The sequence below is a fragment of the Paenibacillus sp. sgz302191 genome (assembly GCF_057749925.1).
Map to the genome: position 1 here is coordinate 433,141 of NZ_JBYLHY010000001.1, position 15,853 is coordinate 448,993.

At 50.3% G+C, this 15,853-nt stretch carries 18 protein-coding genes; 14 read left to right on the forward strand and 4 right to left on the reverse strand.

Translation table 11 applies throughout. From position 1 onward, the window contains the following. Window positions 1-8: 8 nt before the first annotated feature. A complete protein-coding gene (locus AC3G2T_RS01855; RefSeq protein ID WP_488434327.1) occupies window positions 9-1,811 on the forward strand; it encodes an ABC transporter ATP-binding protein in 1,803 nt (600 codons plus the stop codon). A gap of 34 nt (window positions 1,812-1,845) precedes the next feature. Here AC3G2T_RS01855 and cysC read toward each other — a convergent pair whose 3' ends face one another. The 4 genes from cysC to AC3G2T_RS01875 all read right to left on the reverse strand — a co-directional run bounded on the left by cysC (window position 1,846) and on the right by AC3G2T_RS01875 (window position 4,004). Continuing rightward, a complete protein-coding gene (cysC, locus tag AC3G2T_RS01860) occupies window positions 1,846-2,472 on the reverse strand; it encodes an adenylyl-sulfate kinase (RefSeq protein WP_474683966.1) in 627 nt (208 codons plus the stop codon). 35 nt (window positions 2,473-2,507) lie between these two features. Continuing rightward, window positions 2,508-2,921, reverse strand: a complete 414-nt coding sequence (locus AC3G2T_RS01865) for a hypothetical protein (RefSeq protein ID WP_488434328.1) — start codon at window positions 2,919-2,921, stop codon at window positions 2,508-2,510. Then, window positions 2,896-3,531, reverse strand: coding sequence for an ImmA/IrrE family metallo-endopeptidase (locus tag AC3G2T_RS01870; protein ID WP_488434329.1), 636 nt, complete (start codon window positions 3,529-3,531; stop codon window positions 2,896-2,898). The genes AC3G2T_RS01865 and AC3G2T_RS01870 overlap by 26 nt, the downstream gene beginning before the upstream one ends. 68 nt (window positions 3,532-3,599) lie before the next feature. Next, window positions 3,600-4,004, reverse strand: coding sequence for a helix-turn-helix domain-containing protein (locus AC3G2T_RS01875; RefSeq protein WP_474683969.1), 405 nt, complete (start codon window positions 4,002-4,004; stop codon window positions 3,600-3,602). 226 nt (window positions 4,005-4,230) lie between these two features. On the opposite strand from AC3G2T_RS01875, the gene AC3G2T_RS01880 reads away from it, so the two are divergent. The 13 genes from AC3G2T_RS01880 (at window position 4,231) to AC3G2T_RS01940 (ending at window position 15,853) form a co-directional block, all read left to right on the forward strand. Continuing rightward, entirely contained in the window at window positions 4,231-4,767 is a 537-nt protein-coding gene (locus AC3G2T_RS01880) for a hypothetical protein (RefSeq protein WP_488434330.1), read from the forward strand. A 156-nt stretch (window positions 4,768-4,923) separates the two neighbouring features. Continuing rightward, a complete protein-coding gene (locus AC3G2T_RS01885; protein WP_474684113.1) occupies window positions 4,924-5,370 on the forward strand; it encodes a tellurite resistance TerB family protein in 447 nt (148 codons plus the stop codon). 120 nt (window positions 5,371-5,490) lie between these two features. After that, window positions 5,491-6,081, forward strand: coding sequence for a TerD family protein (locus tag AC3G2T_RS01890; protein WP_474683970.1), 591 nt, complete (start codon window positions 5,491-5,493; stop codon window positions 6,079-6,081). Between the two features lie 36 nt (window positions 6,082-6,117). Further along, complete coding sequence (locus tag AC3G2T_RS01895; protein ID WP_474683971.1) at window positions 6,118-6,699, forward strand: TerD family protein; 582 nt, start codon at window positions 6,118-6,120, stop codon at window positions 6,697-6,699. A gap of 23 nt (window positions 6,700-6,722) precedes the next feature. Beyond that, window positions 6,723-7,307: a TerD family protein gene (locus AC3G2T_RS01900; RefSeq protein ID WP_474683972.1), complete on the forward strand. Its 585-nt coding sequence runs from the start codon at window positions 6,723-6,725 to the stop codon at window positions 7,305-7,307. An 81-nt stretch (window positions 7,308-7,388) separates the two neighbouring features. Further along, entirely contained in the window at window positions 7,389-8,648 is a 1,260-nt protein-coding gene (locus tag AC3G2T_RS01905) for a TerD family protein (protein ID WP_488434331.1), read from the forward strand. A 30-nt stretch (window positions 8,649-8,678) separates the two neighbouring features. Then, window positions 8,679-9,416, forward strand: coding sequence for a TerC family protein (locus AC3G2T_RS01910; protein WP_488434332.1), 738 nt, complete (start codon window positions 8,679-8,681; stop codon window positions 9,414-9,416). 96 nt (window positions 9,417-9,512) lie between these two features. Continuing rightward, a complete protein-coding gene (locus AC3G2T_RS01915) occupies window positions 9,513-10,718 on the forward strand; it encodes an HpcH/HpaI aldolase/citrate lyase family protein (RefSeq protein ID WP_474683975.1) in 1,206 nt (401 codons plus the stop codon). After that, on the forward strand, window positions 10,663-12,087 hold the full coding sequence (locus AC3G2T_RS01920; protein WP_488434333.1) for a phosphoribosyltransferase family protein: 1,425 nt from the start codon (window positions 10,663-10,665) through the stop codon (window positions 12,085-12,087). Before AC3G2T_RS01915 ends, AC3G2T_RS01920 begins: the two co-directional genes overlap by 56 nt. Then, a complete protein-coding gene (locus AC3G2T_RS01925) occupies window positions 12,084-13,223 on the forward strand; it encodes a cysteine protease StiP family protein (protein ID WP_488434334.1) in 1,140 nt (379 codons plus the stop codon). Before AC3G2T_RS01920 ends, AC3G2T_RS01925 begins: the two co-directional genes overlap by 4 nt. Further along, the gene (locus AC3G2T_RS01930) at window positions 13,220-14,047 is read left to right on the forward strand and encodes an HAD family hydrolase (protein WP_488434335.1); all 828 of its coding nucleotides are present in this window, start codon (window positions 13,220-13,222) and stop codon (window positions 14,045-14,047) included. The genes AC3G2T_RS01925 and AC3G2T_RS01930 overlap by 4 nt, the downstream gene beginning before the upstream one ends. A gap of 19 nt (window positions 14,048-14,066) precedes the next feature. Further along, window positions 14,067-15,092 carry an ATP-grasp domain-containing protein gene (locus AC3G2T_RS01935; protein WP_488434336.1) on the forward strand — a complete coding sequence of 342 codons (1,026 nt, stop codon included), beginning with the start codon at window positions 14,067-14,069 and terminating at the stop codon, window positions 15,090-15,092. Between the two features lie 209 nt (window positions 15,093-15,301). Next, window positions 15,302-15,853, forward strand: coding sequence for a hypothetical protein (locus AC3G2T_RS01940; RefSeq protein ID WP_488434337.1), 552 nt, complete (start codon window positions 15,302-15,304; stop codon window positions 15,851-15,853).

The window sequence follows — 15,853 nt, forward strand, 5'->3', positions numbered from 1 at the left end:
GAATGCCCATGGGGGATATGCTGTTTTTTCTGAAAAAAATGGTTGCCGTGACGGGGAAAAGAATATTTCTCAATATGGCCGGCATGGTTACGGTCAGCTTATTGGACGGGATCGGCATTTATTTGCTGCTGCCCATGCTCGGAATGATCGGATTTTTTCATATCGATGTGACCAGAAGCGTACCGCTGCCCTGGATGTCTACTGTGATAGAGCGCATGCAGAGCGTGCTTAATTTGCCCGTTATTCTTGCCGTGTACGTAGCGATTATCGCGTTCCAGGCGTTACTGCAGCGCAATCAGACGATCCGCAGTTCGAAAATTCAGCAGCATTTTATCAAGCATCTGCGCTTTGAAACTTACCGGGCCATTTTGCAGGCTAAATGGGATTTTTTTCTGGCCAGACGCAGGTCTGATTTCAGCCACATTTTGTCGACGGAACTGGCAAGGGTCAGCCAAGGAGCTAACATGTTCATGCAGTTGATCGCTTCTGTCATTTTTACCGTTATCCAGGTTGCTCTGGCTTTCTGGTTGTCTCCTCTTCTGACTGTCGTCATTCTGGTGAGCGGCGCCGCGATTTTCATGCTGTTCCGCAAGTTTGTCAGAAAAGCCAAATCGCTCGGCGATCGCACCTCCGAGCTGTCGCAGAGCTATTACGCAGGCATTACCGAGCATTTTAACGGCATCAAAGATATTAAAAGCAACCGTCTCGAGCACATTCACTTAACGTGGTTCCTTTCGCTGTGCCAGCGCATCGAACAAAATGTAACCCAATTCGTCAGCCTGAATGCGACGACGCAGTCTCTTCATAAAATTGCGGCTTCCGTACTTGTCGCGCTGTTTATTTTTACTTCGTTCGAATGGCTTCATATACCGCCTGAGAAGCTGATGCTGATCGTGATCATTTTCGCCCGTTTGTGGCCGCGGTTTACGCTTATTCAATCGAATCTGGAAAATATGGTGTCCATGTTCCCTGCGTTCAAGGCAGTTTTGGAACTTCAGTGCGAATGCAAAGCGGCACAGGAATGGAAAGTTCAAAAGGACGGCGGCTTGTCGCCCGCTATCCCGATTGAGCGCGGAATCGAATGCCGCGGTATCCGGTTCCGGTATGAGCAGGATTCCAAGTCCTATGCGCTTCATCATATAAATTTGTACATACCGGCCAAGGGGCTCACCGCGATTGTCGGCAAATCCGGCGCAGGCAAAAGCACCCTGATCGATATTTTGATGGGACTGATACAGCCGGAAAGCGGACAAATCCTCATAGACGGCGTTCCGCTTGACAGCGATACGCTGCTGCCTTTGCGAAGCTCGATCAGCTACGTATCGCAGGACCCGTTCTTGTTCCATATGAGCATCCGCGACAACCTTTTGCTCGTAAACCCTCATGCGAGCGAAGAGGAGCTGTGGGAGGCGCTGAATTTTTCCGCTTCGGCCGAGTTCGTCGGCAAGCTTCCGCAGGGCATCGATACGGTTATCGGTGACCGGGGAGTGAGGCTGTCGGGCGGAGAGCGGCAGCGCATCGTGCTGGCCAGAGCGATTCTCCGCAAGCCTTCGATTCTTATACTGGACGAAGCGACAAGCGCGCTGGACAGTGAAAACGAACTGAAAGTTCAGCAGGCGATCGAACGGTTAAAAGGGAACTTGACGATTATCGTCATCGCGCACCGGTTATCGACGATTCGCGGAGCCGATCAGGTCATCGTATTGGATCAGGGGAATTTGGTTCAGCAGGGGGGCTACCAACAGCTGTCACAGGAAACGAAGGGGATGTTCAGCAAACTGCTGGGCTATCAAACCGAGGCGCATGCTTGATTTACGATGCAATGCAATGCTATGCGCCTCGTTGCTAGGGAGAGAGAAGCTTCTCATCGACGGTGAGAAAGTTTCTCTTTTCCAATTGTTCGATAAGCAAACGAACCGATTGCTCGACAGTCAGATTTTCCGTATCAATCGTAATATCGGGGCTGCGGGGAACGTCGTATCCGGCTGAAACGCCCGTGAAATGGGGGATTTCGCCTCTCCGCGCTTTCCGGTACAGACCTTTGGGATCTCTCCGTTCGCATTCCTCCAGCGAGCATTTGACGTATACCTCCAAAAAATCCCCCTCATCGAACAAGCTTCGCACCATCGCCCGGTCGTTCTCATTCGGGGAAATAAACGCGGAAAGCACGATCAGTCCGGCATCCGCGAACAGTTTCGACACTTCGCCGATGCGGCGGACGTTCTCTTTCCGGTCTTGGCCCGTGAAGCCCAGGTCGGCGTTCAACCCGTGCCGGATGTTGTCCCCATCGAGCACATAAGAGCGAATGTCTCTGAGATAAAGCTCCTTCTCCAGCATGAACACCAGCGTCGACTTGCCTGCGCCGGACAAGCCTGTAAACCATAAGACGCAGCTTTTGTGCCCATTTTTCAAAAAGCGCTCTTGCCTGGTCACAACGGAGTGATGCCAGGTTACGGATGGAGATTGTTCCACGGCGCGTTCACCTCTGTATATACAAAATGTATCTTCTATGTATCATTATGTATCATAGTAACACAACTTTGCAGGAATGGACAGTCCTCCCGGGTATACGGGCTCTCGCTATTTTCGATTTGCAGCACTTCCTCGATGTCGCCGATGCGAATCCACATATGCAGCGCGTCATCGGTGTCGGCCAAGCCGTGACGCGCCTGTATCGATTGCAAATGAATGCCGACGCAATGCGGATAACGCTCATTCACCGTAAGATCCTCAAGCAGGACGGATACTCCCGGCTCCGTATCGGTTATGTCCTCGATATGAAGCTGCCGAAATGGCGCGGCGAGCGGCACATAGAACGTTTGTTTGCGTAAGTCCAGCTCCCCGGGCCTAAAGCGTATCGTCATCAGAAACGGTTTTAAATGCGTATCGTGGAATTCATACAAAACCGTCAGCTTCGCCATGCTTGTCCGCTCCTTTCCGCTTCAGCTGCTTCTCCAGCTTGTTCATGATTTGCATCGTCGCATCCGACCAGTTGGCCGGGTTGTATTTGCGGGCCAGGCTTCGCGTGTAAGCCAGGTATTCACTGTCCCAGATACCCTGCAGGGTACGCCGCTGAATTTGCAGCAGTCTGGCTGCGGCCAGCTTGTAGGTCACGCCGAACTCGTCCGCGATCAGATCGATGCATTCGCTTTGGCGTTCCGGCAGAGCAAGCTTCGCCAGCATCGGAAAAGGAATGGCCGCGTACATTTGAAAATTCGCCGCATCATGCTCCTGCCAGTCGACGTAATCCATCGGCATCATCATCTGATTGCCCGAATGGCGCAGCACATGGCACAGCTCGTGCAGGAAATCCTCCCACTGCTCCTTCGCGCTCAGGCGGGAGTCGATATTCATGCTGAAAAGCCCGTTATTTTCCACAGCCATGCTGTTCATATCCATATAATACACCCAGATATCCAGCTTCGCCGCCAGATTGGCGATACGCAGCTGATCGGGCGCAGTGATCTCCAGCTTTTCGTACAAGGCTTCAATGGACTGTTCCAGAGGGGTTTTCTGATAATGGGAAAACATAAAAACACCTCTCCGATAAGAATATATGTTCGGTGAAAAGCGAGAAAGAATGGCCCCATTAGGGCCAGTCAGCTTTGTTCTGTATCCGGTCTGCGGTTCTGCTGCTGCTCTTTGATGAAGTTCCAGAAGCGCAGCATCTCATCGCGCCGTTCTTTGGGCGCGCTTTTGAAATCTTTGAAAAATAGGCTGACTTCAACGTCGTCCGCATCCATCGGGTCCGCCGGGTGCGCGGATTCGAGCGCTTCTTCGTCCGTAGGCGCGAAGCCGGCCAGCAGGAGCAGTTCGTCCTTATCGCCGCCAAGCGCGTCCGCAAGCGCAATAACCGTCTCTCTCGACGGGTGGAAGCGGTTGTTCTCTATGGAGTTGATAAACGAGTAGCTGACTCCGGACCGTTCGCCAAGCTCGCGCAGCGTAAAGCCCCGCTGCTTTCTCAAGCGCTTGATCGTAACTCCGAATTGCACCATGTCTTTCATTGCTTCATCACCTGTTTCTATTGTAAATGTTTTGTCATACAAAACACAAGTGAAAAAACATTACTTTTTCAAAAAGTTTGGAACTTCTCGCCGTTCGGCCAGGGCAACCGGAAGGGCCGGCGTGTGGACGACGGCGCAGCCGTTCATTAGACGCTGCCCGGCAGCCGGCCGGCAAAACCTGCGAAAGCCAGGCTGCTGCAAAACCCCCGCACTAGGAGTCTATCCGATGAACTCAGTAGAAGGTATGCATAGGTTCGGGCTCATTTTCATCGAAAATTGCTGCACAATCCAGATCGTTGAGGAAGTTACGGCATTTGTTAGAGTTAGGGGAACGAGAGGGGGCGGTAGCCGCTTTTTCCCAATGTGCTCCGGCGTAGGTTGCGGAACTGCACAACTTGGCAGGAGGCAGCTTGGCAGGGAGAAAGCCTGCGAAAGTGCAGTTTTTTTCTGTGAAATTGGTTTTTTTTGGCGGAAAACCTGCGAAAGTGCAGGAATTTTCGCCGAAAATGAATCTCTGTCCATGTGTTCGGTGAAAAGCCTGCACAATTGCAGGAATTCTTCGTGGCCAGCGTACCAAGGGCGCAAATTCATGTACTTTTGCAGGAATTTTTCGCGCAGCGAGGCAGATTTGGCTATCGCCTCTGGCATTGGGGGCAACGGCCTGACAGTCGCAGGCCTTCCGCCTATGGCCGGCGATGCGCAGCTTTGGCGGGCGTGTTTAACGGTTTCGCCTGTTTTCTTCACATATATGTTGTTACCGTAAAGCGGTTGGCGCACGAATTGTCAAATCGTGTCTAACTAAGGTAGAATTAATGGATAGGAAGATTTGGAAGGAGTGGCAGGTCTAGAGAACAGCTGCGCTGCGCCAATCCCCATCCCTATATCATAATTTCATTGGCCAAGGAGAGAGATGAACATGCTGAATAATTTTAAATCATGGGTCAACAATGCGAAAAACGGTCTGACTGACCAAGTCAAAAAATACAAAAATAAGGATTTCCTGGAAGCGGTTGTCGCCGGCTGCGCGCTTGTCGCTGCTGCGGACGGTTCCATTAGCGCCGCCGAGAAGCAAAAAATGGCCGGTTACATCGGGCGCAGCGAAGAATTGAAGGTATTCGAGATGAGCCAAGTTATCGAGAGATTCAATCATTATGTGAGCAATTTCGAGTTCGACGCGATTATCGGCAAACAGGAAGCGCTGAAGGCAATCGGCAAGCTTAGAGACAAGCCCGAAGTTGCAAGGGTAGTCGTAAGCGTATGCTGCGCCGTAGGTTCGGCGGACGGCGATTTTGACGCGAAAGAGCAAGAAGTCGTCAAAGAAATTTGCAGCGCGCTCGCCATCAGCGCTTCCGAATTCGGTTTGTAAAAATTTGTTGAGTTCTGAAACCATTCGCCGGAAACTTCGTATTGCATGTTTGTGATTCAGCGGTTCCCGAACCGGCGTGCATGCAGCGGTGCAGGGAACGTGCGAAGGGAGGTGAACGAATTGTCTATCAGTCTGGTAAAAGGACAAAAGATTGATCTGACCAAAGGAAAAGCCGGGCTTTCGAAAATCACCGTCGGTCTGGGCTGGGATCCGGCCGTGCAAAAAGGATTTTTCGGCATGAAAAAGACCGTCAACATCGATTGCGACGCCTCTGCGATTATGCTCGACGCGAACGGCAAGCTGACCAAGGAAGGAAATCTTGTATGTTTTTACAACAAGAACAGCGGATGCAATTCCGTCATTCATTCCGGGGACAACTTGACCGGCGATGGCGACGGCGACGATGAGCAAATTTTTGTCGATCTGCAAAAAGTGCCTTCCGATGTTCACAAGATCTTGATGGTCGTTAACATCTATGATTGCGAAAACCGGAAGCAGGACTTTGGCATGATACAATCAGCCTACATCCGCATCGTCGACAGCAGCAACGACCAGGAGTTGGTCAAGTTTAATCTTACGGATAACTACTCCGGCAAAACGGCGCTTATCGTCGGCGAATTGTACCGTCATCAGGAAGAATGGAAGTTTGCCGCTATCGGCGAAGCTACCCATGCTGCGCATATCGATTTGCTTGCAAGAAATTATGTTTAACATGCCAAATCTTAAATATAGAAAGAGGTCATAACAATGGCAATTAGTCTTTCCAAAGGGCAAAAAGTTGATCTTACCAAAACGAATCCGGGACTTGCAAAAGTAATTGTCGGTCTGGGCTGGGACACGAAAAAATATGACGGCGGTTCCGATTTTGACCTGGACGCGTCCGTATTTTTGGCTAACGGAAGCGGAAAAGTCAGCTCCGACAAAAATTTCGTTTTTTACGGCAACAAGCAGAACGAAAACGGTTCTGTCGTGCACGGCGGAGATAACCGGACCGGAGCGGGCGACGGCGACGACGAGACCATACATATCGATCTTGCCTCCATTCCTGCCGATGTAGAGAAAGTCGCTTTTTGCATTACGATCCACGAAGCGGACGTGCGCAGCCAAAATTTCGGACAAGTTTCCAATGCATACGCGCGCATCGTAAACGAAGCGAACGGCGAAGAGCTGATCCGCTACGATTTGGGCGAAGATTTCTCTATCGAAACGGCTGTCGTTGTCGGCGAGCTGTACCGTCACAGCGGCGAATGGAAATTCAATGCGATCGGCAGCGGGTACAAAAACGGGCTTGCAGGCTTGTGCGCCGATTACGGCCTTCAAGTTGGCTAAACAGAAACAGGAGGTACCAAAACATGTCGATTAATTTATCAAAAGGCCAGCGTATCGATCTTACGAAAACAAACCCGGGTCTGACGAAAGTCATTATCGGATTGGGCTGGGATACGAACAAATATAACGGCGGACATGATTTTGACCTCGACGCCTCAGCATTTTTGATTCACCAGGACGGAAAAGCCAAAGGGGAAGACGATTTCGTGTTTTACAATCGTCTGATCGGCGGCAGCGGTTCCGTTCAGCATACCGGCGATAATCGTACCGGTGAAGGCGACGGCGACGACGAGCAGATCAAAATCGATTTCAGCAAAGTTCCTGCGCATATTTCCCGCATCGGCATCACCGTTACGATTCACGATGCGGAGAGCCGCAGCCAGAACTTCGGTCAAGTATCCAACGCTTTTGTTCGCGTAGTGGATGAAGTGTCCAATCGCGAAGTGCTCCGCTATGACTTGGGCGAAGATTTCTCGGTTGAAACTGCGGTCGTTATTTGCGAGTTATATCGCGATGCGTCCGGAACGGAATGGAAATTCCAGGCTGTGGGCAGCGGATTCTCAGGTGGATTGGCCGCTTTATGCCGCAATTACGGACTTCCTGTATAACGTAATACACAATTGCAAAGGGTGAGCGATACCTGAGTCTGTTCACCCTGTTTATTTATTCAGGGAAGGTGTATGCAAACGATGACGATACAGGTTATTAAAGGGCAAAAGGCCGATATCACCAAAAACAATCCAGGACTTTCGCGGATTGCGGTCAGTCTCGGCTGGAAGGCGCCGGCCCATATAGAACTGGATACATCCGCATTTTTGCTCGCCGCCGGCGGCAAGGTTCCAAGCGACGACCATCTGATCTTCTATAACAATCCTGAGGCAGGCCAATACATAAAGTATACCGAAGCGCCCGCTTCATCGCCGGCCAACAAATTGTTCCGCATCGACTTGAGCGCTGTTCCTGCGCACATAGAGAAATTGGCTGTAACGCTTACCATTCATGAAGGCGAGAAGCGCGGACAGCGTTTTAATGAAGTTAGCCAGTTGTATCTTAGCGTCGCAGACGAAAGCAGCGGTGCGGAGATATTGAAATATGACCTTGGCAATCAGTTTTCCGTAGAAACGGCAATCGTTGTCGGAGAGTTCTACAGGTACAACAGCGATTGGAAGTTTAATGCAATAGGAGCGGGCTTTTCGGGGGGGCTTCAGGCACTTTGCGCGAGTTTTGGCATTGAAGTGACGGAAGAGCAGAATTCCCCGCTGAGCAATCCGGTACCCCAGCCCGTTAATCGAGTTACGCAAGCGACACCGCCTCAACCGCCCCCAGCTCCGCCCAGTCCGAATCCGGTCAATCTTTCGAAAATTGAGCTCAAGAAAAAGGGAGACAAGATTAATCTTCAAAAGAAAGCTTCCGGTGCATTGGGAGAAATTCTTGTCAACCTGAACTGGAATCAAACGAAATCAGGCGGCTTTTTCAAACGAAAAACCGGGGTGGATCTTGATCTTGCTTGTTTGTATGAATTGAAATCGGGTGAAAAGGGCGTCATCCAAGCGCTCGGCGGATCGTTCGGCTCGTTAAACCGGGAGCCCTTCATATCGCTCGATGGCGATGATCGTACAGGGTCCGTGTCAACCGGCGAGAACATTCGGATTAACGGCAACAAGCTGTCCGAGATTAAGCGTATTTTGATTTTTGCTTTTATTTACGAAGGCGTTGCGAACTGGGCTGAAGCCGACGGGGTCGTAACGATCAAGCAGCAGGATGGCCCGGATATCGTGGTTAAGATGGACGAGCACAACAACAGATTGCCGATGTGCGCCATCGCCATGATCCAAAACAGCGATAACGAAACGCTGAGCATCGAAAGGCTGGTACAGTATTATTCGGGGCATCGGGATTTGGATAACGCCTACAATTGGGGATTGCGCTGGGTAGCCGGAAGCAAATAGCATTTTTAAATGAGCCGGGAGGGTTCGACTTTGGCAGACTTTTTTACCAGTTTTATCAACAATTTTTCATCGTTTTTTAGCTGGAATGTCATTGTGGCGACAGTCAGCGATCCTGTAAACTGGGGGATCATCGGAACTTTGATTCTGCTTGAGGGACTGCTTTCCGCAGACAACGCTCTGGTTCTGGCCGTAATGGTCAGGCATCTCCCTAAAGAGCAGCAGAAGAAGGCGCTTTTTTACGGCCTCATCGGTGCTTATGTTTTTCGCTTCCTGGCCATTGGCGTCGGAACGTTTCTCGTGCAAATCACGTGGGTTAAAGTGGTCGGCGGCTTGTATTTGCTGTGGATTGCCATCAGCAACCTGTTTCTTAAAAAAGAGGAGCCGGAAGGCGAGGAAGTCGCAAATAAAGGCTATTCATTTTGGAGAACGGTGCTTGCCGTCGAATTGATGGATATTGCTTTTAGCGTGGATAGCGTTCTGGCCGCATTCGGAGTCAGCGAGAAGGTATGGGTACTGTTCCTTGGCGGTATTCTGGGCGTCCTTATGATGCGCGGAGTCGCTCAGGTTTTCCTGAGACTGATCGAAAAATTCCCCGAGCTGGAGAAAGCCGCTTTTATCCTGATCATTATTATCGGACTTAAGATGATCGCAGCCGCATTCGGTCTCCATGTCTCGCACGTTGTGTTCTTCTCTGTACTCATTGCCGTTTTCGTAGGGACGATCATCTTCAGCGCTATGCGGAAAAAGGGCGATTCGGCCAAAGCATAGCCGATTGCTGCCCGAACATTTGTAAAAAGCATCGCTCAAAACATAGTCTCTCCAATATAAGGGGAGATTTTTTTACCCGAGTTCAGGAGGGTCGGCATGAAGTATTTCCAGTATTTAAGCTTGGAAGAGGAAAAAGATCTCTTCTTCTCGCCGCCGGAGCAATTCGACAACCGTTCGGATAAAGAATTGCTTGCGTATTCGGTTGGCGCTGCCTTGTATATGCCGGCAACTCGTCAAACGATTGCTGATGATATTGTGTTTGGAAAGCATGAAGGACTCGTATCGATGGTCATCGATCTTGAGGATGCGATCGGTGACCACGAGGTTCGGCAGGCGGAGGATTCTTTGCTCCAGCAGCTATTTCGGATATCTTCCTTTATTACGATCGGAACGCTATGCCGGGATAAACTGCCGCTTATTTTCATACGCGTACGTGATGAAGAGCAGCTTGAACGGATGATTGCCCGGCTTGAGCATCATATTGAACTCATTCTTGGTTTTGTTTTTCCGAAATTTTCGCCGGTCAACGGCGGGAGATTTTTCGAAATTTTGCAGCGGTACAATCGGGCAAGAGGAAGCGGCGTTCCCGTATTGTACGGCATGCCGATCCTGGAAATCGCGGGCATTCTGTATAAGGAAACCCGCATCGATACCCTTTTGGCGATTAAGACTATTTTGGACGGCAACAAAGAGTATGTGCTGAATGTCCGCATCGGCGCTACGGATTTTTCCAGTCTATTCGGTTTGCGCAGAAGTCCCGATATGACCATTTACGACATCGCTACGATTCGGGATTGCATAGCCGATATTATTAACATTTTTGGGCGATGGGACAGCCATTACGTCATTTCCGGTCCGGTATGGGAATATTTTTCGAGCCGGGAACGGGTCATCAAGCCTCAATTGAGACAAACTCCTTTTGAAGAAGTATTTGGCAGGCAAGGGCGCAAGCTTCGGCAGCAGTACATTTCCAAATATGTGGACGGCCTCATTCGGGAGGTTATATTGGATAAAGAAAACGGCATTATCGGAAAGACGATCATCCATCCGACACATATCAAGCCCGTACAGTGCCTGTATACCGTAAGTCATGAGGAATATTTGGACGCGGAGAGCATCATCGGCAATACGCATGGTTATCTGGGCGTTCTGAAGAGCGAATATTCGAATAAGATGAACGAAATCAAACCCCATCTGACATGGGCAAGAAGAATAATGGCACGATCAAAAATTTATGGGGTGCTACATGAAAAACAACATTTTATCTCACTCCTGCAACAATCCCATCAAGCTTACCTATGACGTATTGGGGGATTTGAAGGTTCAAGTGAACGTTACCCATAATCCCTATGATATTCCTCCGGATTGTCTGTTTTCCATGGCTGCGAGGGTCAATAAGAAGCGGTCGTTCCTGTTCGTAAGCAAAATTCTCGGCAAGCATATTCCGGTTCAACCGCATGTCTCCCTGTTAAGCGGAGCGTCGCTCTCTCTACTCATTTATGAGCGGGCAGGGGGACAGCGCAAGGAGTCCCTCATGCGGGATATCGTGCAAGCTTTTCAGCAGCCGGCCAAAGCCAGGGAAGCTTATGAAAAGCTTGGCAGGGAAAATCTTGAGCCGCCTATGGAGCTGAAAATGATCGGGTTCGCGGAAACCGCCACCGCCATCGGCCACAGCGCCTATGAGGCGTTCAGGGCGGGCGTCGGTTATTTCCACACGACTCGCGAACAGGTTTTCTTTAGCGGCAGCAGGATCGATTCTGCGATTCATTTTGAGGAAGAACATTCGCATGCGACCTCGCATTATTGTTATCCGCAGGCGGCGAATTTTTTGCAAGGGACTGATCCGGTCGTTTTAATTGACGACGAAATCACGACGGGCAAAACTTCCTTGAATATCATACGCGAAATTCAGCGGAAATACCCCCGCACTACATATATCGTAGCCGCCCTTTTGGATTGGAGGACGGCGGAAGACGAAGAGGCGTACGCCCGCTTGGAGAAGGAGACGGGGATTACGATTCAGGTCGTATCTCTGTTGAAAGGAACGATTCAAGTAACAGGCGGGCCGATCGAGCAAGCGAAGCCTTTGCAAATGAGCGACTCCGTAGTTCGGCCTCAATATGGCGTTGTCAACGTTGCGGAAGATTTTGCCCACATGCCGTTCTATTCTGCAGACTGCAAGGGGGACGTGAACGCAGCCGTTTATTTGCGGCATACGGGCCGGTTCGGCCTGGAACCGGAACATAACCGGGACTTGAATGACTCCGTCGCCCGCACGGCGGAAAGGCTGAGAGCATTGAGGCTTGGAGGCAAGACGCTCTGCCTCGGCACCGGCGAGTTCATGTTCATTCCGATGCGGATTGCGGGGGAGATGGGGGATCAGGTCTACTATCAATCGACGACCAGAAGCCCCATACATCCTTCGCCCGAACAAGGCTATGCCATACAATCGGCATACGCGTACCCGTCCCCGGACGACGAGCAAATCATCAATTATTTGTACAATGTGAAGGGACACTCTTACACAGATCTGTTCGTTTTTTTGGAAAGAGAGACCGGGCCCGGGCAGCTGCTGCCGTTAAAAAGGGCATTGGATCAACTGGATATCCCGCAAATTACTTTTGTTTTTTTCTCGCCTCCTACTTACGACTTAAAGGAGCTTTTTCTATGACGAATCCTTTTTTGACCAAAATGGTCCATCCTCCTGTGCCTATGGGCAGTTATTCGCCTGATGACGTCACTTTTTTGTTGAAGGATATTAGCGATGCCAGTCTGGAAAAGGGGACGGAAGACCGGGAGGAAGCGATTCAATCCGGGGTTCATTATTCGGAAATGCTTCCTGTGGAGTATCAACCGTCCGAACCGTATGTTGCGTTATTTCACGAGACGCTGCAGCAGAGCGCGAAAAAAGTCGCGCTTGCCGCCGGCACTGTCGCTGAGCTCATCCTGCACAAAAAAGGAAAACAAGCCGTACTCGTCTCCCTGGCCCGGGCCGGGACACCGATCGGCATTTTAATAAAAAGATACGTCCTTATGAAGTATGGCATAAACTTGCAGCATTACAGCATTTCCATTATTCGTGGCAAAGGAATTGACGAGAACGCACTGATCTACATGCTGCAGGAGCACCAAAGCGAGCATATCCAGTTTGTAGACGGCTGGACCGGCAAAGGAGCCATTCGCCGGGTGCTCATCGAGGCCTGCAGCCGGTTCGAGGCCGAATACGGCGTCAAGCTCGATGACGATCTTGCGGTTTTGGCGGACCCGGGACACTGTTCGGATACGTATGGGACGAGGGAAGATTTTTTAATTCCGAGCGCGTGTCTGAATTCAACCGTTTCCGGGCTGATGAGCCGGACGGTACACCGGAAAGATCTCATCGGGCCGGCCGATTTTCATGGGGCGAAATATTACAAGGAATGGCTGGATAACGATGTCTCCGGGCTGTTCATCGACACAATTGCAGCTTATTTTGATGAGATTGGCGCACAGGCCATGGACGATGCACGGAACATACTGAATAGAGATGATGCGCCCACGTGGCAAGGGCTGCGGGACATTGAAGCGATTCAGCGGCATTTTGGCATTGCCGATGTGAATCTTGTAAAGCCGGGCGTTGGCGAAACGACGAGAGTGCTGCTTAGAAGAGTACCTTGGAAAATTTTGGTTGATCGTTTGGATAATCCCAATCTTCAGCACATCATGCTTCTGGCTGCCGAGCGCAGCGTGTCTGTAGAAGTTTTCCCCGGATTGACGTATTCCTGCTGCGGAATCATTAAGCCGCTTAAAGGAGAGCGGAGCGAATGATCTTTGCCAGTGATTTGGACCAGACTTTGATCTATTCCGAACGGTCGCACGGATTGGAGCTTTCATCGGAGTATCCGATGTCTCCCGCCGAAATCGTTGAAGACCGCGTGCAGTCTTATGTCTCCGATTACGTGCAGCAGCAGCTAAGCGCTCTGGACGCCAGGCTGCGGTTCATTCCCGTAACGACCAGAACGATGGCGCAGTACCGGCGGATTCATTTGTTTGCATTGAACATCAAGCCCCAATATGCGATTACAAGCAATGGCGGCAATATACTGGTGGACGGACAGCCGGATCAGGCATGGAACGGGCAGATGCAGCGGAAAATGCTTCATTCCAGCACCAATTGGCAGGAAGTCCGGCACATTTTTCAAGAAATTGCGGCTCCTGAATGGGTGCTTGGCGAACGCTTTTGCGACGAGTTGTTTTTTTCGTATGTTATTCAAAGGGAGAAAATGCCGCAGCCGGAAGTGCAGCAAGTCTCGGAATTGCTGCAAAGCAAGGGCTGGAACGTCTCCGTCCAGGGCAGAAAAATATATGTGGTGCCCGGCGCGGTCAATAAACAGGACGCAGTCGCTCACCTCCGGGAGATCGTGCAGTCGGACACCGTCATTGCTTCCGGGGATTCTTTGCTGGATCAGGGCATGTTGAATGAAGCCGATTTCGCAGTAGTCCCCAAGCATGGCGAACTGTACAGGGAGCATTTGAAAAAGGGTTCCCCCGCCAACTACCATTTTACGGAAAGATCGGGAATTCGCGCCTCAGATGAAATTGTCGATTACGTCTCGCTGCGGCTATTGGAACATCAGGGCCAGCAACAATAAAAAGGGAGTGCAACTGAAGATGAAGGAAGTCCGTGTATGGTTCAACCGCTGGTTTTCCGTAGCTTATCACTATATGACCATGATTCGCGATAACGAGGATGGCAACAAGTTCCGCCTTTACGGAACGCACCCGGACCGCAACCACATGTCCCTTCAGGCCTGCGATTACGCCGAAACCGAGCCTGCTCTCAAGGGAGACGAGTATGTGGAGTTTTGTCTGGAATTTTGCCGAGAGCACGAAATTGACGTGTTCATTCCGAGGCTGCATATGCTGGACATCGCGAAAAATATCGATCGTTTCGAAACGCAGGGCACGCAGGTGATGGTTTGCCGGGATACCGAATTGCTTGAGCGGATGATGGTGAAGCAGAAATTCTACGAATCGGTTGCCCTGACGCAGGTTATGGAAATACCGGAATATGAAGTTGTGGACAATGCGGAAGATTTCAGAAAAGCGTATGAAAAACTGGCGGCCAAAGGGCATAGAGTATGTTTCAAACCGACCAGCGCCGAAGGCGGAATGGGGTTCCGCATTATTGACAATGAACGGGACGAATTGAATGATCTTTTTGGAGCGGTTCACCGGTATATGTCGATCGATCAGGTCTGCGGCATACTTGCCAAAGCCGGCACATTTGACGAGCTTATGGTGATGGAGCACCTGGATGGCTATGAGTACAGCATCGATTGCCTTGCAACGAAGCATGGAGAGCTCGTTGCAGCAGTGCCGCGACGCAAAGCAGGGGGAAGACTTCGGCTGCTTGAGGAGAACGAGGAGCTGTTAGCCATAGCGAACCGGGTAGCCGCTGCATACAAAATTCCTTACAACTACAACATTCAAATGAAGTATAAGGATGGGGTTCCGAAATTGCTGGAAATTAATCCGCGGATGTCCGGCGGTCTTCACGTTTCCTGTTTATCCGGAATTAACTTCCCGTACCTTGCGGTGCAATTGCTGCTTGATGAAGCGATACCCGTTTTGAAGCCGAAGTATAATATTTTGGCCAGTCATGTCGAGAAACCGATGCTGATGCAAACCTTTTAACGTATAGAATGAAGCGCTCCGGCATATCCTCTTAAAAAGGCGATTTTTTAATAGAGGGTGTTGGAGTGATAAGCGGTATCGTTATCGGTTCGATCGTCGTTGTTCTCATTGTCGTTGCAAGCTCGGAAAAAGCGGAATCTATCATGAATGCGAAAAAGTAGGGGGAACAATCTCCCCGCTTTTACATGTGTTTGCTAAGGGGGAGCCGTATGCTGGACTTCACATTTGAAATTATAGATGGAAATACGATAAATATCCGGACGCTCTACGGCACGGAATGGTTTACTTTTAATTTGTATAGCAATCATGGGAATTGGACGCTTCATCCATTTGAAGGCATACTGCTGCAGAACAAGGAGATGTGCCGGCTGGTCGTAGGAGAGCTTGTGAAAAATAAAAATTTTCACGTTTTGTGCGCAAAAGAGAACATCGGGATGTCTTCGATCAGGACGAGCATTAATCTCGATCCCCATACAGAAGAGCGGGAGTCGGTACAATCCGATAGATTGTCCGATGCGCCGGATCATTTGGATGATTTTATCGCAAGCCATACCATGGAAGAAGTGCTGGAATTGGAAATGAATTTCGTTCAGGAGCGAATCCAGCTGTATTCGGGCATTTTGCAAAAAATGTTTCTGCAGCATTACGGCCCTGGAGACCCCGACTTTGACAAAGTTCAAATGCTGCAGCGTATTTACAAAGAAGCTCATGGCAAACTGACCGAGCTGTGCAATCCGGGAGACCCCCGGAAAAGATTTTAG

Bases quoted from the DNA above. Each gene is read 5' to 3' on its own strand.
- AC3G2T_RS01870 (WP_488434329.1), bottom strand. From the start codon at position 3,531: ATGTTTTCCCATTATCAGAAAACCCCTCTGGAACAGTCCATTGAAGCC.
- AC3G2T_RS01940 (WP_488434337.1), top strand. From the start codon at position 15,302: ATGCTGGACTTCACATTTGAAATTATAGATGGAAATACGATAAATATC.
- AC3G2T_RS01925 (WP_488434334.1), top strand. From the start codon at position 12,084: ATGACGAATCCTTTTTTGACCAAAATGGTCCATCCTCCTGTGCCTATG.
- AC3G2T_RS01915 (WP_474683975.1), top strand. From the start codon at position 9,513: ATGAAGTATTTCCAGTATTTAAGCTTGGAAGAGGAAAAAGATCTCTTC.
- AC3G2T_RS01905 (WP_488434331.1), top strand. From the start codon at position 7,389: ATGACGATACAGGTTATTAAAGGGCAAAAGGCCGATATCACCAAAAAC.
- AC3G2T_RS01895 (WP_474683971.1), top strand. From the start codon at position 6,118: ATGGCAATTAGTCTTTCCAAAGGGCAAAAAGTTGATCTTACCAAAACG.
- AC3G2T_RS01935 (WP_488434336.1), top strand. From the start codon at position 14,067: ATGAAGGAAGTCCGTGTATGGTTCAACCGCTGGTTTTCCGTAGCTTAT.
- AC3G2T_RS01855 (WP_488434327.1), top strand. From the start codon at position 9: ATGGGGGATATGCTGTTTTTTCTGAAAAAAATGGTTGCCGTGACGGGG.
- AC3G2T_RS01920 (WP_488434333.1), top strand. From the start codon at position 10,663: ATGAAAAACAACATTTTATCTCACTCCTGCAACAATCCCATCAAGCTT.
- AC3G2T_RS01930 (WP_488434335.1), top strand. From the start codon at position 13,220: ATGATCTTTGCCAGTGATTTGGACCAGACTTTGATCTATTCCGAACGG.
- AC3G2T_RS01875 (WP_474683969.1), bottom strand. From the start codon at position 4,004: ATGAAAGACATGGTGCAATTCGGAGTTACGATCAAGCGCTTGAGAAAG.
- AC3G2T_RS01865 (WP_488434328.1), bottom strand. From the start codon at position 2,921: ATGGCGAAGCTGACGGTTTTGTATGAATTCCACGATACGCATTTAAAA.
- AC3G2T_RS01900 (WP_474683972.1), top strand. From the start codon at position 6,723: ATGTCGATTAATTTATCAAAAGGCCAGCGTATCGATCTTACGAAAACA.
- AC3G2T_RS01880 (WP_488434330.1), top strand. From the start codon at position 4,231: ATGAACTCAGTAGAAGGTATGCATAGGTTCGGGCTCATTTTCATCGAA.